The organism is Streptomyces sp. NPDC005706 (assembly GCF_040631045.1).
GTDB lineage: Bacteria > Actinomycetota > Actinomycetes > Streptomycetales > Streptomycetaceae > Streptomyces.
The window spans coordinates 273,536-287,045 of record NZ_JBEXYS010000005.1 but is presented as its reverse complement, the minus strand read 5'-3'; the positions used below and the strand labels follow the sequence as shown (position 1 = coordinate 287,045).

Annotated in this window: 12 protein-coding genes and 1 riboswitch; of the genes, 8 read left to right on the top strand and 4 right to left on the bottom strand. The window is 73.5% G+C overall.

The features are described 5' to 3' along the window. Positions 1–223: 223 nt before the first annotated feature. Positions 224–1,567 (top strand): tetratricopeptide repeat protein, encoded by a 1,344-nt coding sequence (locus ABZ478_RS12590; RefSeq protein WP_359548048.1) that lies wholly within the window; start codon positions 224–226, stop codon positions 1,565–1,567. A 101-nt stretch (positions 1,568–1,668) separates the two neighbouring features. Here the strand turns inward: ABZ478_RS12590 and ABZ478_RS12585 are convergent, their stop codons facing one another. Beyond that, complete coding sequence (locus tag ABZ478_RS12585; protein WP_359548046.1) at positions 1,669–2,451, bottom strand: hypothetical protein; 783 nt, start codon at positions 2,449–2,451, stop codon at positions 1,669–1,671. 376 nt (positions 2,452–2,827) lie between these two features. On the opposite strand from ABZ478_RS12585, the gene ABZ478_RS12580 reads away from it, so the two are divergent. Continuing rightward, positions 2,828–3,814, top strand: a complete 987-nt coding sequence (locus ABZ478_RS12580; RefSeq protein WP_359548043.1) for a nucleoside hydrolase — start codon at positions 2,828–2,830, stop codon at positions 3,812–3,814. A 31-nt stretch (positions 3,815–3,845) separates the two neighbouring features. On the opposite strand, the gene ABZ478_RS12575 is transcribed toward ABZ478_RS12580, so the two are convergent. Together ABZ478_RS12575 and ABZ478_RS12570 are read right to left on the bottom strand one after the other, a co-directional pair. After that, positions 3,846–4,931, bottom strand: a complete 1,086-nt coding sequence (locus tag ABZ478_RS12575; protein WP_359548041.1) for a HoxN/HupN/NixA family nickel/cobalt transporter — start codon at positions 4,929–4,931, stop codon at positions 3,846–3,848. Positions 4,932–4,959: 28 nt separating this feature from the next. After that, positions 4,960–5,165: riboswitch (cobalamin riboswitch) on the bottom strand. A gap of 137 nt (positions 5,166–5,302) precedes the next feature. Then, complete coding sequence (locus tag ABZ478_RS12570; RefSeq protein WP_359548039.1) at positions 5,303–6,235, bottom strand: LAETG motif-containing sortase-dependent surface protein; 933 nt, start codon at positions 6,233–6,235, stop codon at positions 5,303–5,305. Positions 6,236–6,493: 258 nt separating this feature from the next. On the opposite strand from ABZ478_RS12570, the gene ABZ478_RS12565 reads away from it, so the two are divergent. Further along, entirely contained in the window at positions 6,494–8,140 is a 1,647-nt protein-coding gene (locus tag ABZ478_RS12565; protein WP_359548036.1) for an alpha-amylase family glycosyl hydrolase, read from the top strand. Here the strand turns inward: ABZ478_RS12565 and ABZ478_RS12560 are convergent. Beyond that, a complete protein-coding gene (locus tag ABZ478_RS12560; protein WP_359548343.1) occupies positions 8,137–8,892 on the bottom strand; it encodes a DUF4142 domain-containing protein in 756 nt (251 codons plus the stop codon). The genes ABZ478_RS12565 and ABZ478_RS12560 overlap by 4 nt on opposite strands. A gap of 284 nt (positions 8,893–9,176) precedes the next feature. Here ABZ478_RS12560 and ABZ478_RS12555 point away from each other — a divergent pair, with 284 nt between their 5' ends. The 5 genes from ABZ478_RS12555 (at position 9,177) to ABZ478_RS12535 (ending at position 13,510) form a co-directional block, all read left to right on the top strand. Beyond that, positions 9,177–9,863, top strand: a complete 687-nt coding sequence (locus ABZ478_RS12555; RefSeq protein WP_359548035.1) for a DUF6445 family protein — start codon at positions 9,177–9,179, stop codon at positions 9,861–9,863. A gap of 309 nt (positions 9,864–10,172) precedes the next feature. Then, positions 10,173–10,670 carry a SigE family RNA polymerase sigma factor gene (locus tag ABZ478_RS12550; protein ID WP_359548033.1) on the top strand — a complete coding sequence of 166 codons (498 nt, stop codon included), beginning with the start codon at positions 10,173–10,175 and terminating at the stop codon, positions 10,668–10,670. A gap of 54 nt (positions 10,671–10,724) precedes the next feature. After that, positions 10,725–12,017, top strand: a complete 1,293-nt coding sequence (locus ABZ478_RS12545) for a hypothetical protein (RefSeq protein WP_359548030.1) — start codon at positions 10,725–10,727, stop codon at positions 12,015–12,017. Positions 12,018–12,043: 26 nt separating this feature from the next. Then, positions 12,044–12,760 carry a DUF4328 domain-containing protein gene (locus tag ABZ478_RS12540; RefSeq protein ID WP_359548028.1) on the top strand — a complete coding sequence of 239 codons (717 nt, stop codon included), beginning with the start codon at positions 12,044–12,046 and terminating at the stop codon, positions 12,758–12,760. A gap of 84 nt (positions 12,761–12,844) precedes the next feature. Next, entirely contained in the window at positions 12,845–13,510 is a 666-nt protein-coding gene (locus tag ABZ478_RS12535) for an SDR family NAD(P)-dependent oxidoreductase (protein WP_359548026.1), read from the top strand.

Sequence of the window (13,510 nt, the reverse complement as noted above, 5' to 3'; positions counted from 1 at the left end):
GAGCACGGCCGCGGCCACGCCCCTCGTGGTGGGCGTCAGGCCGCCCGGACGGGGTCGGGCGGGGGCCGGTGCGCCGGGGCGTCCGTAGGGTTGCGATGTGCGACCGGGCACGGCGACCTCCCAACGACAGCAGCCTGTTAAACATGCTTAATCCGCCGTTTAACCTAGAGGCTGACGGACGTGAACGGCAAGGCCGACCGGACGAGTTGGGGGTGACGGGGAGATGCCGGAACGGGACGATCCGCAGGTCGTGGGGCGGCGCGTACAGCAACTGCGCACCGAACAGGGTCTGACACAGCGACAGTTGGCCGAGCCGGCATACACGCCCGCCTACATCTCCACCCTGGAGGCGGGCCGGGTCCGGGCCTCCGACGAGGCGCTGCGGCACATCGCCGGCCGGCTCGGGGTCGCCTTCGAGGAACTGGCCGTCGGCCGGCCCCCCCACCTGGCCACCGGCCTCCGGCTGCGGCTCGCCGAGGCCCAGCGCGTTCTGGCCGACGGCGACTGCGAGGAGGCGGCGGCCCAGTACACCGGGCTGCTCGCCGAGGCGGACGCGCACGGGCTGCTCGCCGAGCAGGCCACCGCGCTGCTCGGGCTCGGTGAGACCGCACTGCAGTCGGGCGAGCTGGGCCGGGCCCGCGAGCACTTCGAGCGGGCCGAGGAGCGGCTGGCCGGGGAGTCGCTGCCCGCCCGGGTGCCGGCCGTCCGCGGCCGGGCTGTCTCCCACTACCTCGCCGGTGAACTCCGCTACGCCGTCTACCTGCTGGAGACCGCCCTCGACGAGCTGAACCGCGGCGGCCTGCACGACCCGGACGCCCTGCTGCTCCTCTACGCCGGCGTCATCGGCCCCTACATGGACATGGGCGCCCACGCCCGTGCCGCCCAGGCCGCCGAGTTCGCCCTCGCGCTCGCCCCGCAGGTCGCCGACCCGGCGCTGATCGCCCGGATGCACCGCACGGTCGCCCGCACGCTGCTCGCCGAGGGCCGCCTGGCCGAGGCCGACGCCTCCCTGGCCAAGGCCGCCGAGCTGAACCGGCAGCTCCAGCTCCGCACCGAACTCGCCAACTGCCACTGGATGCGCGGCTACGTCTGCGCCCAGAACGGCGAACTGGACCGCGCCGAGGCCGAGCTGCGGCAGGCCCTCGCGATGTTCTCCCAGACCCGGGCGGCCCTCTACGGCAGCCAGGCCGCCGTCGAGCTGGCCGACGTCCTGCACCGGCGCGGCAGGTCCGCCGAGGCGGCCGAGCTGCTGAACGGGGTCCTCGGGGACTTCTCCTCCGAGCGGGGCGCCGTCCACGCGGCCGCCGCGCACCGCCTCCTCGGCATCATCGCCGAGGACGCCCGGGACACCGAGGCGGCCGAGGAGCACTACGTCCGCGCCCTCAGCCTGCTGGAACGGGCCGGGGCGGCCGGCGACCTCGCCGACCTGTGCCGTCTGCTGGGCGATCTGCTGCGCCGCACCGGCCGGGTGGAAGCGGCCCTCGACGCCTACCGCACCGGCCTGGGACACCGCACCGCTCCGGGCACCACCACCCTCGGCCCGGCTCCGGCCCAGCCCCCGCTGTGACGGTTTCCGTGCCGGGGCTCGACGCGGTTCCGGTCGTGGTCCGTGTTCCCGGACGCCGGCCGGACGGCCCCTGATGCGCGGGCCCGGGCTTCCCGGGCCTCTCAGACCTCGGCGCGGCCCTGCTTGCGGACGTCCGCCAGGCGCAGTGCGCCGATCTGGACGGCCGCCTGGGTCGCCTCGTTCGGCACGTCGCCCAGGCCCCCGTTGGTGAGCGCGAAGGAGTCCTCTCCGACGCGGACGGCGGCCACGTCCATCGTGAGGACGACGTCCTGGCCGCCGGACGTGGTGGTGTAGAGGGTGAGCCGCAGGCCCTGCCGTGCGTCACCGACCTCCGGCAGCGGAGCCTCCTGCACCTGGACGTCCTCCACCAGGCCGGTCTCCGTGGTGGCGGTGAACCGGGCGCACTTCGTCGGCATCGTCCGCAGCCAGGCCAGGGCGGCGTCGACGTCGGCCGGGCGGCGCGCGCCGATCTGGTAGCGGAGCTGGGCGTCGGTGTCGGCGTCGTCCAGGCCGACGGCCACCCGGCCGGGGGCGCCGAGCAGTTCGTCGGCGTAGAGCGCGTCGAGCAGGCGCTGGCACTCGGCGGTCCGCGAGCTCGCCTTCAGCAGGGCGTCGCGCCAGGTGGCCGCCCCGCGCGTCGCCGACCAGGGGGCTCCGAGGTCGTTCTGGGTGAGGAGCGCGGCCCGGGCCTGATCGTCGGTGAGCAGGGCGCTGTCGCCCCGGCCGGACGCCTTCGGCGTGGGCGAGGCCGTGTCGATGGTGGGCAGCGGCTGCTCGGCGGTCGGCGGGTGCTCCAGGCCCAGGGCCGCGCAGCCGGTGAGGGCGAGGAGGCCGGCCGCGAGAGCGGCGAGCGGGAGGGCACGGGGGCATATCGCGGCGGTCATCGGTGGGCCTCCTGTGCGGCCGGTGGTGGTGCCACCTCTCACGGCACCACCGCCCACACCGGCTCACCAGCGCTCCGGGCCGTCCGGGTGAGAACGCGGGTCCGGCGGCATCGGGGCGTCGGGCGAGCGCCCCGCGGCTGTCCGGCCGGTGCGGCACCGGTTCGGCACCGGCTCGGCGCGAGCGCTGTGGGAAAGCACCTCGGCTCTCGGGCCGCCCCCTCGGGGAGTCCGCTCGCGGCTGTCCGGACGGGGATCGCCCGGGTGTCCGCCTCCCCGGGGGCCCGCGATCGCCGTGCGGCCGGGAACGCCGGGCGGCCGTAGGCTGAGGGGGCCTTCGTGGCGAGTCCTCGGGCCGCGGTGGCGGAAGGAGTCCGTCGTGGCCGGGCAGTCCGGTATTCCTGTGATCATCGACTGTGACACCGGCGTCGACGACGCCCTGGCCCTGCTGTTCGCCGTACGCCACCCGGGGCTGGACCTGCGGGCCGTCACCTGCGTGGCCGGGAACACGGACGTGGACGGGGTGGTCCGCAACACCCTGACCGTGCTGGAGCGGGCCGGTGCCCCCGACATCCCGGTGGCACGCGGCGCCGAGCGCCCGCTGATCGAACCCGCCCGCTCGGCCCGGCACGTGCACGGCTCGGACGGCATGGGCGACCTGGGCCTGCCCGCGCCCACCCGCACCCCGGCCGACGTGGACGCCGTGACCCTGCTCCGCCGGGAGATCCTGGCCTCCCCCCGCCCGGTCACCCTCGTGCCCACGGCCCCGCTCACCAACATCGCCCTGCTGCTGCGCACCCACCCGGAGGTGACCCGCAACATCGAGCGGATCGTGTTCATGGGCGGCGCGGTCGCCACCGGAAACGCGACGCCGGTCGCCGAGTTCAACGTCTGGCACGACCCCGAGGCGGCGGCGGTGCTGCTCACCGCAGGGGTGCCGATCACGATGTACGGACTGGACGTCTTCATGCGGGTCGTCGTGCCCGGCACCGATGTGCACCGGCTGCGCGGCAGCGCCGATCCGGGCACCCGGCTGGCCGGTGAGCTCCTCGCCCACCGGCCCACCGCGCAGGGCGGCGCGCCGGAGGCCGAGGAGGCGGGCGGACTCGGTGACGCGGGCGCGGTGTGCGCGGTCGCCGATCCGGCGGGCATCACCACCCGGCGCCTGCCGGTCGAGGTCTGCCTCGCGCCCGGTCCGGCCCGCGGCCAGACGCTCGTCGACCGCCGCCCCCGCCCCGGCGAGTCCGAGATCCACGAGGGAGCCCGCGAACAGGCCCTGGTGGACGTGGCGTTGCAGGTGGACGTGGACCGGTTCGTGAAGCTGTACCTGGAGACCGTCGAGGGGCCTCAGGGACAGGCGGGGTGAGGGACGGGGAGGGCAGGCCGCGGGTCCGGGGTCACTCGGACGTCGCCGGGACCCGTGCCGCCCAGCGTTCCTCCACCCGCGCCAGCCGCCAGTACGCCAGCGCCGCCGCCCACACCACCACGAACAGCCCGACGATGACGTAGCCGACGCTGTCCAGGTCGAGCCCGGCGATCCAGCCGGTCACGGCGTCGCCCAGGTCGAACTTCTCGTGCAGGACCCCGACCAGCTCGATGGTGCCGATGAAGAAGGCGACGGCGATGGACAGACCGGTGATGGTGAGGTTGTAGAACACCTTGCGGACCGGGTTGGAGAACGCCCACTGGTAGGCGAAGTTCATGAACGTGCCGTCGAGGGTGTCGAACAGGCTCATCCCGGCGGCGAAGAGCAGCGGCAGGCACAGCACCGCGTACCAGGGCAGCCCGGCCGCCGCGCCCGAACCGGCCATCACCATCAGCGTGACCTCGGTGGCCGTGTCGAAGCCGAGCCCGAACAGGAAGCCCAGCGGGAACATCTGGCCCGGCCGGGACACCGACCTGGTCAGCCGCCCCAGCACACGGTTCATGAACCCCCGCGAGTCCAGGTGCTGTTCCAGCTCCCGCTCGTCGTACGTGCCGGACCGCATCGCCCGGAACACCCTCAGGATGCCGGCCAGCGCGACCAGGTTGAGGGCGGCGATGAGGTAGAGGAAGGTGCCGGAGATCGTCGTGCCCATGAAGCCGAGCACCTGGTGGGTGCGCGAGTGCTCGTCCATGACCCGGCCGGCGAGCCGGGTGCCGCCCGCGATCAGCAGGGCCAGCAGCACCACCACGCTGGAGTGCCCCAGCGCGAACCAGAAGCCCACCGACACCGGCCGTCTGCCGTCGGCCATCAGCTTGCGGGTGGTGTTGTCGATCGCGGCGATGTGGTCGGCGTCGAAGGCGTGCCGCATGCCGAGGGTGTAGGCGGTGACGCCGAGGCCGACGCCGAAGACGTCCTGCCCGACCTTGTAGTGCCCGGGGGCGACGAGCAGGAACAGCACCCCGAAGGCGACGACGTGCAGGGCGGCGATCACCGCCAGCAGCCCCGCCGTTCTGATCGTGTCCTCGCGTCGCCATCGGAAGGCAGCGGCATCGGCCATCGGATTCACGCTCCAGCACCTCGTGGATCATCTCGTGAGCTGCCGTGGCCGGTCTCCTGGCTTACGGGGTGGTGCGTTCGCCGTCCCTGCCTTCCCAGCCGTGGACACGGCCAGTGGCCCGGCGGACGCCGGACGGGACGGGAACTCCCCGATCACAGTGGCGAGGGCCGCGTCGGCATGGACCCCTGAGGGGCCGTCACCGACTTCCCGAGCACCACGGCCCGCCCACCGTAGGCAGGTGAACGCCCGTCCGTACAGCCGCACATCGGCGCGGGTACTCAAGATCACATACGGAACGACCCCCGCCGTCTCGCAGGCCTCGCGGCTGCCGCGAGCGGCGGGGGTCGTGGTGTGCGTGAGGAGGCGGAGGGTCAGCCCTGGGCGCCCCGCCTGCGGCGCGCGAGGACCACGAACGCGGCGCCGCCCGCGACCAGCACGGCGGCTCCGCCCGCGATCAGGCCCGAGTTGCCGCCGCCACCGGTCTCCGCGAGGTCGCCGTCGTCGTCACCGCCACCGTCCGGCGTGGGCGCCGAGCCGGCCCGCGACTCGGAGGCGGACGGGGCCGGCGCGGACTCCGAGGAGGCCGGGGACGGTGCCGCGGACGACTCCGAGGCGCTCGGCGCGGGCGGTGCGGACTCCTCCGCGGGGGCGCTCGGCGACGGGGACTGCGGCTCCTCCGGGACGCTGGTGCAGTCCTTCGTGCCGCCGTTCCAGGCCGCGATCAGCTTGTCCTTGATGACCGGGTGGTCCGGGCCCTTGGGCAGGTCCCCGTGCTCGAAGCCGTCGTCCGCGCCGGACTTGCCGTCGAACTTGACCGCGCCCCGGTAGAGGTCGATCTGCGCGAAGCAGCCCGCGTCCGGCACCGAGATGTCGAGGGAGTCGGTCGCGCCCGGCTTGACGGCCACCGTGTCGAAGTCGACGAAGACCTGCTCACCGGAGGTGGCGAAGCTCGCGCCGTGGGCGAGGTAGGAGGCGAGCGAGGCGGTGCAGCCGGCGGCGTCCCCGGCGGCGCGGACCTTGACGTGGACCTTGCCGTCCTCGGTCGGCCTGAGGTTCTGGTCGTCCACCTTCACCGAGTCGAAGAAGTTCACGCCGTCCAGCGAGAACTGGCAGCGGTCGGTGCCGGTCTCGGTGCCGGCGCCGGTGCCGGGCGTGTAGTGGCCGCCGGCCGTCCAGCCGTCACCGCCGTGCGTGCCGTGGGCCCAGGCGCCGGAGGCGGCGGCGATCGAGGCGGCGCAGAGGGCGAGCGACGCGGCGCCCGTCCCCAGCAGGCGGCGCGCGGTGACACGTCTGGCTATGGACATGGATATCCCATCGCAGAAGCTCGAGTGAGCGAAGAAGTCAGAAGAGACACGCGGCCCATCGGTCATATGCGCCACAGTGTGAGGCCATGGTGATCGGCCCTGTTGAAACCTGTCAACCTGCGGCAATACAGAGGTCGTTCATGAAGCCGTCACAACTTCATCACACGAGGAATGATCCACTCCTCATCGTCCGAAGGTTCCCTTTCCGGGCAATGTGGACAGTCTCTGTACTGTCGTCCTTCCCCGAAGGGAGCCCGTATGGCAGACCTCTCGTCCCGGAACCCCGACTGGTGGCGCCAGGCCGTCGTCTACCAGGTGTATCCGCGCAGCTTCGCCGACGCCGACGGCGACGGACTCGGTGACCTCAGGGGAGTCACCCAGCGCCTGAACCACCTCGCCACGCTCGGCGTCGACGCGCTGTGGCTGAGCCCCTTCTACCCCTCGGAACTGGCCGACGGCGGCTACGACGTCGCCGACCCCCGGGACGTCGACCCCCGCCTCGGCACCCTGGACGACTTCGACGCCATGGTGGCCGAGGCGCACCGGCTCGGTCTGAAGGTCGTCGTCGACATCGTCCCCAACCACACCTCGCACCAGCACCCCTGGTTCCAGGAGGCGCTGCGGGCCGGCCCCGGCTCCGCCGCCCGGGACCGCTACGTCTTCCGGTCCGGCCGCAGCACGCACGGTGAACTCCCGCCCACCGACTGGCAGTCGGTGTTCGGCGGCAGCGCCTGGCGGCGGGTCGCGGACGGCGAGTGGTACCTGCACCTCTTCGCCCCCGAACAGCCCGACCTGAACTGGGAGAACGAGGAGGTCCGCGCCGACTTCCGCACCACCCTGCGCTTCTGGTCCGACCGGGGCGTCGACGGCTTCCGCGTCGACGTCGCGCACGGCCTCGCCAAGGACCTCGCCGAGCCGCTGCGGAACATCGGCGGCATCGGCGCCACGGGCGAGGAGGCCCTGCTGCGCGTCGCGCCCGGCAGCCACCCGTACTGGGACCGCGACGAGGTGCACGAGATCTACCGCGACTGGCGCAAGATCTTCGACGCCTACACCCCGCCGCGCACCGCGGTCGCCGAGGCCTGGGTCCCGGACACCCGTCGCGCCCTGTACGCCCGCCCGGACGAACTGGGCCAGGCCTTCAACTTCGAGTATCTGCAGGCCTCCTGGGACGCGGACGAGCTGCGTGAGGTCATCACCGGCTCGCTCGCCACCGCCCGCACCGTCGGGGCCTCGGCCACCTGGGTGCTCTCCAACCACGACGTCGTACGGCACGCGTCCCGCCTGCTGCTGCCGCCCGGCACCGACGAGAACGCCTGGCTGCTGTCCGGCGGCAGGGCCCCGGCCGTCGACCAGGCGGCCGGTCTGCGCCGGGCCCGGGCCGCGACCCTGCTGATGCTGGCGCTGCCCGGCTCCGCTTACGTCTACCAGGGCGAGGAACTCGGCCTGCCCGAGGTCGCCGACCTGCCCACCCAGGTGCTGCGGGACCCGATCTGGGAGCAGACCGGCCATGTCCGCAAGGGCCGCGACGGCTGCCGGGTGCCGCTCCCGTGGACACCGGACGGGCCGTCGTACGGCTTCGGTCCGGGGGCCGCCTGGCTGCCGCAGCCGGAGTTCTTCGCCTCGTACGCGGTCGCGGCGCAGGCCGGTGCCGAGGGCTCCACCCTGGAGCTGTACCGCACCGCCCTGCGGCTGCGCCGGAAGCTGCTGGAGGGCGAGACGCTGACCTGGACGCCCGGCGCCCCGGCCGGTGTCCTCGACTTTTCCCGCACCGAGAACTGGCGCTGCGTCACCAACCTCACCGAGCGGTCCGTACCGCTGCCGCCGGGCGAGGTGCTGCTCGCCGGCACCCCGCTCGCGGAGGCAGGATCGCTCCCGCCGGACACCACGGTGTGGCTCGGCTAGCCCACGGTCGGACTGGGGGTGGGGGCCGGGGCGTTCCCGCCGGAGCCGCCGCCGTCGCCGGTGAGGCCGCCGAGGTTCAGCGGGGTGGACGTGGCGTTCGGCGGCGGGGTGAGCACCACCTCCGGCTGGCCCGCCGGCGGCGGGGGCGGGGTGAGGTTGTCGGAGGGCAGCTTCGGCGGGGTGGTCTGCTGGAAGATGGTCTGGTCGAAGTCGACCAGACCGGTCTTCTCCATCACCGTGATGTGGTCCAGCACGGTGTTGTTGGCCTGGTCGGCCAGGGCGCGCACCAGCGAGTTCTTGGTGGTGGAGCGGATCTTGGCGATCGTGTTGAAGATCGAGCCGTGGGTCATCCGCAGGATGTTGGCGAAGTCGGTGTCGAACGACTTGCCGCTCTCCGCCTTGAGCTGGGTGACGAAGCCCTCCTGCTGGGGGCTCGCGATGTTGGGCAGGGTGATGTTCAGCATGGGCGCGATCTTGCGGCAGCTCGCGTCCAGCGCGGCGTGCCCGTCGACCAGGTGCTTGCTCGCCTCCAGGACGCCCTTCGAGGAGCCCTTCTGCAGCCCGATCTGGCCGAGCGGGTACTCCCAGAGGCCGGCGGCCCGCACCTTGACCACGAAGTCCCGGTCGCCCTCGGTGAGCGGCCCCCACTGCGTCTGGGCGATGATCTGGGTCTGCGAGGTGGAGACGGTGTTCAGCCCGAGCATGCTCGGGTAGGCGAGCGCGCCGAGTGTCAGGGCCATCGCACCGCCCACGAAGATGGTTCCCGTCGCGTTCCGCGAAAAGCGCACCGTGCCTCCTGCCCGGTCGTGGATCCCGCCCCCGACGACACGCGGGCAGTTCGTACGCACAGCAGTACGGATGCGATGGCCGATCGTCTCTGTGGAACGGGTAAAAACTGTCACGGGCCGGCACCAGGGTTGCGGCGCCCCGCGATTGCGATCCGTTGGGGATCGATGGATGTACGTGACGGACGGTTGGGTGAAGGTTGACCCTCCGCCGGGAGAAGGCAGACCGGAGGCCGTCCTAGATTCGCCGCATGCCCCCGCAACCGTCCCCGAGGACGCCCGCCGCGCTGCCCGTCCTGCCCTACCGCAAGCCCACCGAGGGCCGCGACTACTGGGTGCTGGACGACGTCCTCCCGGACCCCGATGCCGTACGGGAGCGGTGCCTGGCCAAGGACGACTGGACCCGGGGCCGCCCGTACACCTCCGAGACCTGGCCGGGACTGCGCGCCATGCCCGGCCTCGAACCGCACGAACTCGGCGCTGTGGAGAGGCTGGTGATGAAGGCGACCGGGGCCGGGAAGCTCTGGGTCCAGCGGGCGCCCGGCGGCGGCACCCTGAACCACAACTGCGTACAGGTGGTCGGCGAGGGCGAGAGCGAGCCCCGACCGCACACCGACTCGCGTGCGCTGTGCCGGTACGCGGCCGTGCTGTACCTCAACCCGGATGTGCCCGAGGACTGCGGCACCAGCTTCTACCGCCAGTCCCTGCCCGGCGGCCGGCTCGGCGGCAATGTCGTCCGGGCACCGCACGACAACCTCGTGGAGGCGCTCGGCACCCGTTTCGTGACCGCCGACGCCTTCGAGGAGGATGTCCGCGTTCCGCACCGGTACAACCGGCTCCTCCTCTACAACGCCTGCCTGGTGCACAGCGCGACGGGTTATTTCGGCGGGGAACTGGCGCGCAAGCGGATGACCGCGGTCTTCTTCTGGATGGCCTGAGCCCGGGCATCCGGCGCATGCCGGCGCCGGGCGGAGCCGGGAGGGCCGCGGCGCTGATCCGCCGACGACGGGCGGTCCGGCCGGACCGCCGGTGAGGGCGCCGGTCCGGCGTCGGGGCGCTGCCGTCGGCGCCTGGCCCACGCTCACCTCACGGTCAGGACCTGATCCTTCCCGCGCCATGCCCCGGCCCGGACCCCGCACGACGGTGTCCGGGCCGCACTCTTTTTTCCGGCGGCCGGCGCCCGGGCGTAACGCGGCCGTGCCCCCATCGCGTGTAAAGGGTGACGTCCGACCACGGAGGGACACACGGTGAGGGAAGCACCCGCGGACTACCTGGAGTTCGCAATCGCCCGCAGCGGACCGCTGTTCCGGACCGCATGCCTGCTCACGGGCGACTGGCACCTCGCCGAGGACCTGGTGCAGGAGACCCTCGCCAAGATGTTCCGGTCCTGGCGGCGGGTCAGCCGGGCCGGCTCCCCGGTGGCCTATGCCGACACCGTGCTGGTGCGGACCTTCCTCTCCCAGCGCCGGCGTCGCAGCTCCACCGAGCGTCCCAGCGACCGGCTGCCGGACGCCGCCGGTCCGGCACGGGACGCGGAACTGCGGATGGCGCTGCTGGACGGCCTCGCGCGGATGACGTCCAGGGACCGTGCCGTGCTGGTGCTCCGCTACTGGGAGGACCGCTCGGTGGAGGACACCGCACAGGTGCTGCGGATGTCCCCCGGGGCCGTCCGGGCGCAGAGCAAACGCGCCCTGCAACGGCTGCGCACCCTCCTAGGCGGCCAGTTGGCCGATCTGACCGCCTGACGGGCCGGGCGCCGCCACCCGACCACCTCCCCAGACGAACGGAGAGCCCATCCCATGCCACGTGACGAGCACCGCCCCGACGACTTCGAGGAACGGGTGACCCGCGCCATGAGCGGCGCGACCGACGAGTTCCCGCCCCATTCGGCCGACCTGGTGCCCCGCTCCGTCGCCCGGGGCCGCAGGATGCGCCTGTTCGGCGCAGCCCGCGTCGCCGCGGCGGCCGTCACGGTGGTCGCCGTGGGCGGCACCCTGATGGCCACGGACGCCTTCGGCACCAGAAGCGGGACGGACGGCCGGCTCGGTGCCGACGCCTCGGCGAGCACCCCCGCGTCCGTTGGCCGGTCCCCCTCCCGCGGTCACGCGTCGGTCAGCGGTGACGACATGCTCCGCACGCTGAAGAGCCTGTTGCCGCCCGGCGGTACGGTCTCCGGGGCCTCGGGCCGGGGTTCCCGGTCGGACGGCTCCGGCGTCTGGCCGCGTGCCCGGCTCACGTACTCCACCGATGCCGGATCCTCCGGCATCGAGCTCACCATCGCGCGACTGGCGTCCGGCCTCCCCGCCGGCGAGCAGGGCACGGGCGGGTGCCTGCCGGTGGAGGCGCGCCCGTACGACGAATGCACCACCCGCAGGCTCCCCGGCGGTGCCGTGCTCGACACGACCAGGTCCTTCACCTATCCCAGCAGCGACACCGGCCAGAAGCGGTGGTACGTGGTCCTGACGACCGCCGACGGGGTGCAGCTGACGGCCGAGGAGTTCGGCGGTGGCGGCGAGAAGGGCGCCACCGGCGGAGCCGACCCCCTGCTCTCGACCGCCCAGCTCACGGCGATCGTGCGCAGCCCGGCATGGAACGAGGCGATCACCGCTCTGCCGGTCCCGGACGCCGCTCCCACCGCCCCGGGCCACCCGGACCGGGCCTCCGGCGCCCGCCTGACCACGGTTCTCGAGTCCCACCTGCCCCACGGCACCGTCTCCGACCTGAACAGCGGCGTCGGCCTGGTCCAGTTGGTCCACGACGACGGTCACGGCAGGAACATGGTGGAGGTCGACGTCCAGTACGACGCGACCGCCCAGCTCGCCGGCCACATGGGCTGCGCCGGAGAATCCGGCGACTGCGAAGCCAGGACCCTGCCCGACGGCACCCGGGTCAAGAGGGTCAGGACCCGTTCGGAGAAGGGCGGCCCCGCTCAGGTCTGGCTGGTCGACACCCTGCGCCCCGACGGCCGCCGAGTGACGGCCCGCGAGGTCAACTCCTACGCGGAGAGCACCCCGGTGACCCGCCCCCGGCCCGAGCTGAGCCTGGACCGGCTGCAGGAGATCGCGCTCGACGAGGGGTACTTCGCGGACTGAGCGGGCCGATGCGCCAGGATGGGCCCGTGAACGAAGACATGGGGGAGGAAGCCGCTCGCGGGCGGCTCGACGCGCGGTCCGTCCGGACGGCCGGGTGGCTGGCCGGCGGGGCGCTGCTGGCGGCCGGGGCCGCCTGGGCGGTGCGGGCGGTCTGGGAGATCAGGCTGGCCGTGGCGGGAGAGCCCGCTTCGGGGCCGCCGGACCAGGGGGACGGGGTGCACCGGCCGCTCAACGGGCTCGAGGACTCGTACCACGTCGTGACCTCGCTGGGCGGCGCCGTCGCCCTCGTGTGCGCGCTGCTGTTCCTGGCCTGGCTGCGGCGGGTGCGGGACAACGCGCGGGTGCTGTCGGGGCGGGCGCCGAAGTACGCCGGGATCTGGGTGTACCTCGGGTGGATCGTGCCCGTCGTGAACCTCTGGTTCCCGCGCGGGATCGTCGCGGACGCCTTCCGGGCCACCGCCCCGGAACGGAAGCTGCCCGTCTCCGTCAACGTGTGGTGGGTGCTCCTGCTCATCGGCATGTTCGGCGGGGTCGGACTGGTGTCGCACGACTCGACGGACGAGATCATCGCGCGGGCCTACGCGCAGGTGTGGCCGCTGCTCGTCGCCGACGCCGCCGTGGTCGGGGCCGCCGTGGCCGGGGCGTTCGCCGTGCGGGCCGTCACCGCCGCGCAGGTGGAGCGGATCCGGCGGGAGCAGGGCCGGGGTGTGGACAAGGAGTCCGCGGGCGTCGTCGGCGGGTGACGGGGAACCCGCGTGCTGCCCGTGCGGCGGCCTCGTCCGCCGTGCGGGTGGTGAGGTGGCCGTGGGACGGGGAGGATTTCTTCCGTGAGTGTCATCGCCGTCGTCGGGGCCGGTCCCGGGCTGGGGGCCGCCGTCGCCCGCCGGTTCGGGCGGGAGGGCTACGACGTCGCCCTCCTCGCGCGGGACCCGGGGCGGCTGGACGACCTGGTCCGTGAGCTGGCCGCCGACGCGGTCACCGCGCGCGGCTTCGCCGCCGACGTGCGCCGGCCGGAGGAACTGGCGGCGGCGCTGAAGGACGCCGGCCGCGCGCTCGGGGCCGTGGAGGTGCTCCAGTACAGCCCGGTGCCGCACCGGGACTTCATGCGGCCGGTGCTGGAGACCCGGTACCGGGACCTGCTCGGGCCGATCGAGTTCTCCGTGTACGGGCCGGTCGCGGCGGTGCAGCAGGTGCTGCCGGGCATGCGGGAGCTGGGCCGCGGGACCATCCTCTTCGTCAACGGCGGTACGGCCGCCGTGCCCCATCCCGAGCGGGCCGGCACCTCGATCGCGTTCGCCGCGGAGAGCGCGTACGCGCATCTGCTGCACGACCGGCTGGCCGGCGAGGGCATCCACGTCGCCCAGCTGATCATCCCGGGGTCGATCACCCCCGGGCACGTGCGCAAGGACCCGGCCGTGCTGGCGGACACCCTGTGGGCCATGCACCGCGACCGGCGCGGATTCCGGCACTACGCCGACGACCTCGACGGCTGA

Coding starts and splice junctions, on each gene's coding strand:
- ABZ478_RS12545 (WP_359548030.1), top strand. CDS start 10,725: ATGCCACGTGACGAGCACCGCCCCGACGACTTCGAGGAACGGGTGACC.
- ABZ478_RS12585 (WP_359548046.1), bottom strand. CDS start 2,451: ATGACCGCCGCGATATGCCCCCGTGCCCTCCCGCTCGCCGCTCTCGCG.
- ABZ478_RS12570 (WP_359548039.1), bottom strand. CDS start 6,235: ATGTCCATAGCCAGACGTGTCACCGCGCGCCGCCTGCTGGGGACGGGC.
- ABZ478_RS12555 (WP_359548035.1), top strand. CDS start 9,177: ATGCCCCCGCAACCGTCCCCGAGGACGCCCGCCGCGCTGCCCGTCCTG.
- ABZ478_RS12590 (WP_359548048.1), top strand. CDS start 224: ATGCCGGAACGGGACGATCCGCAGGTCGTGGGGCGGCGCGTACAGCAA.
- ABZ478_RS12565 (WP_359548036.1), top strand. CDS start 6,494: ATGGCAGACCTCTCGTCCCGGAACCCCGACTGGTGGCGCCAGGCCGTC.
- ABZ478_RS12575 (WP_359548041.1), bottom strand. CDS start 4,931: ATGGCCGATGCCGCTGCCTTCCGATGGCGACGCGAGGACACGATCAGA.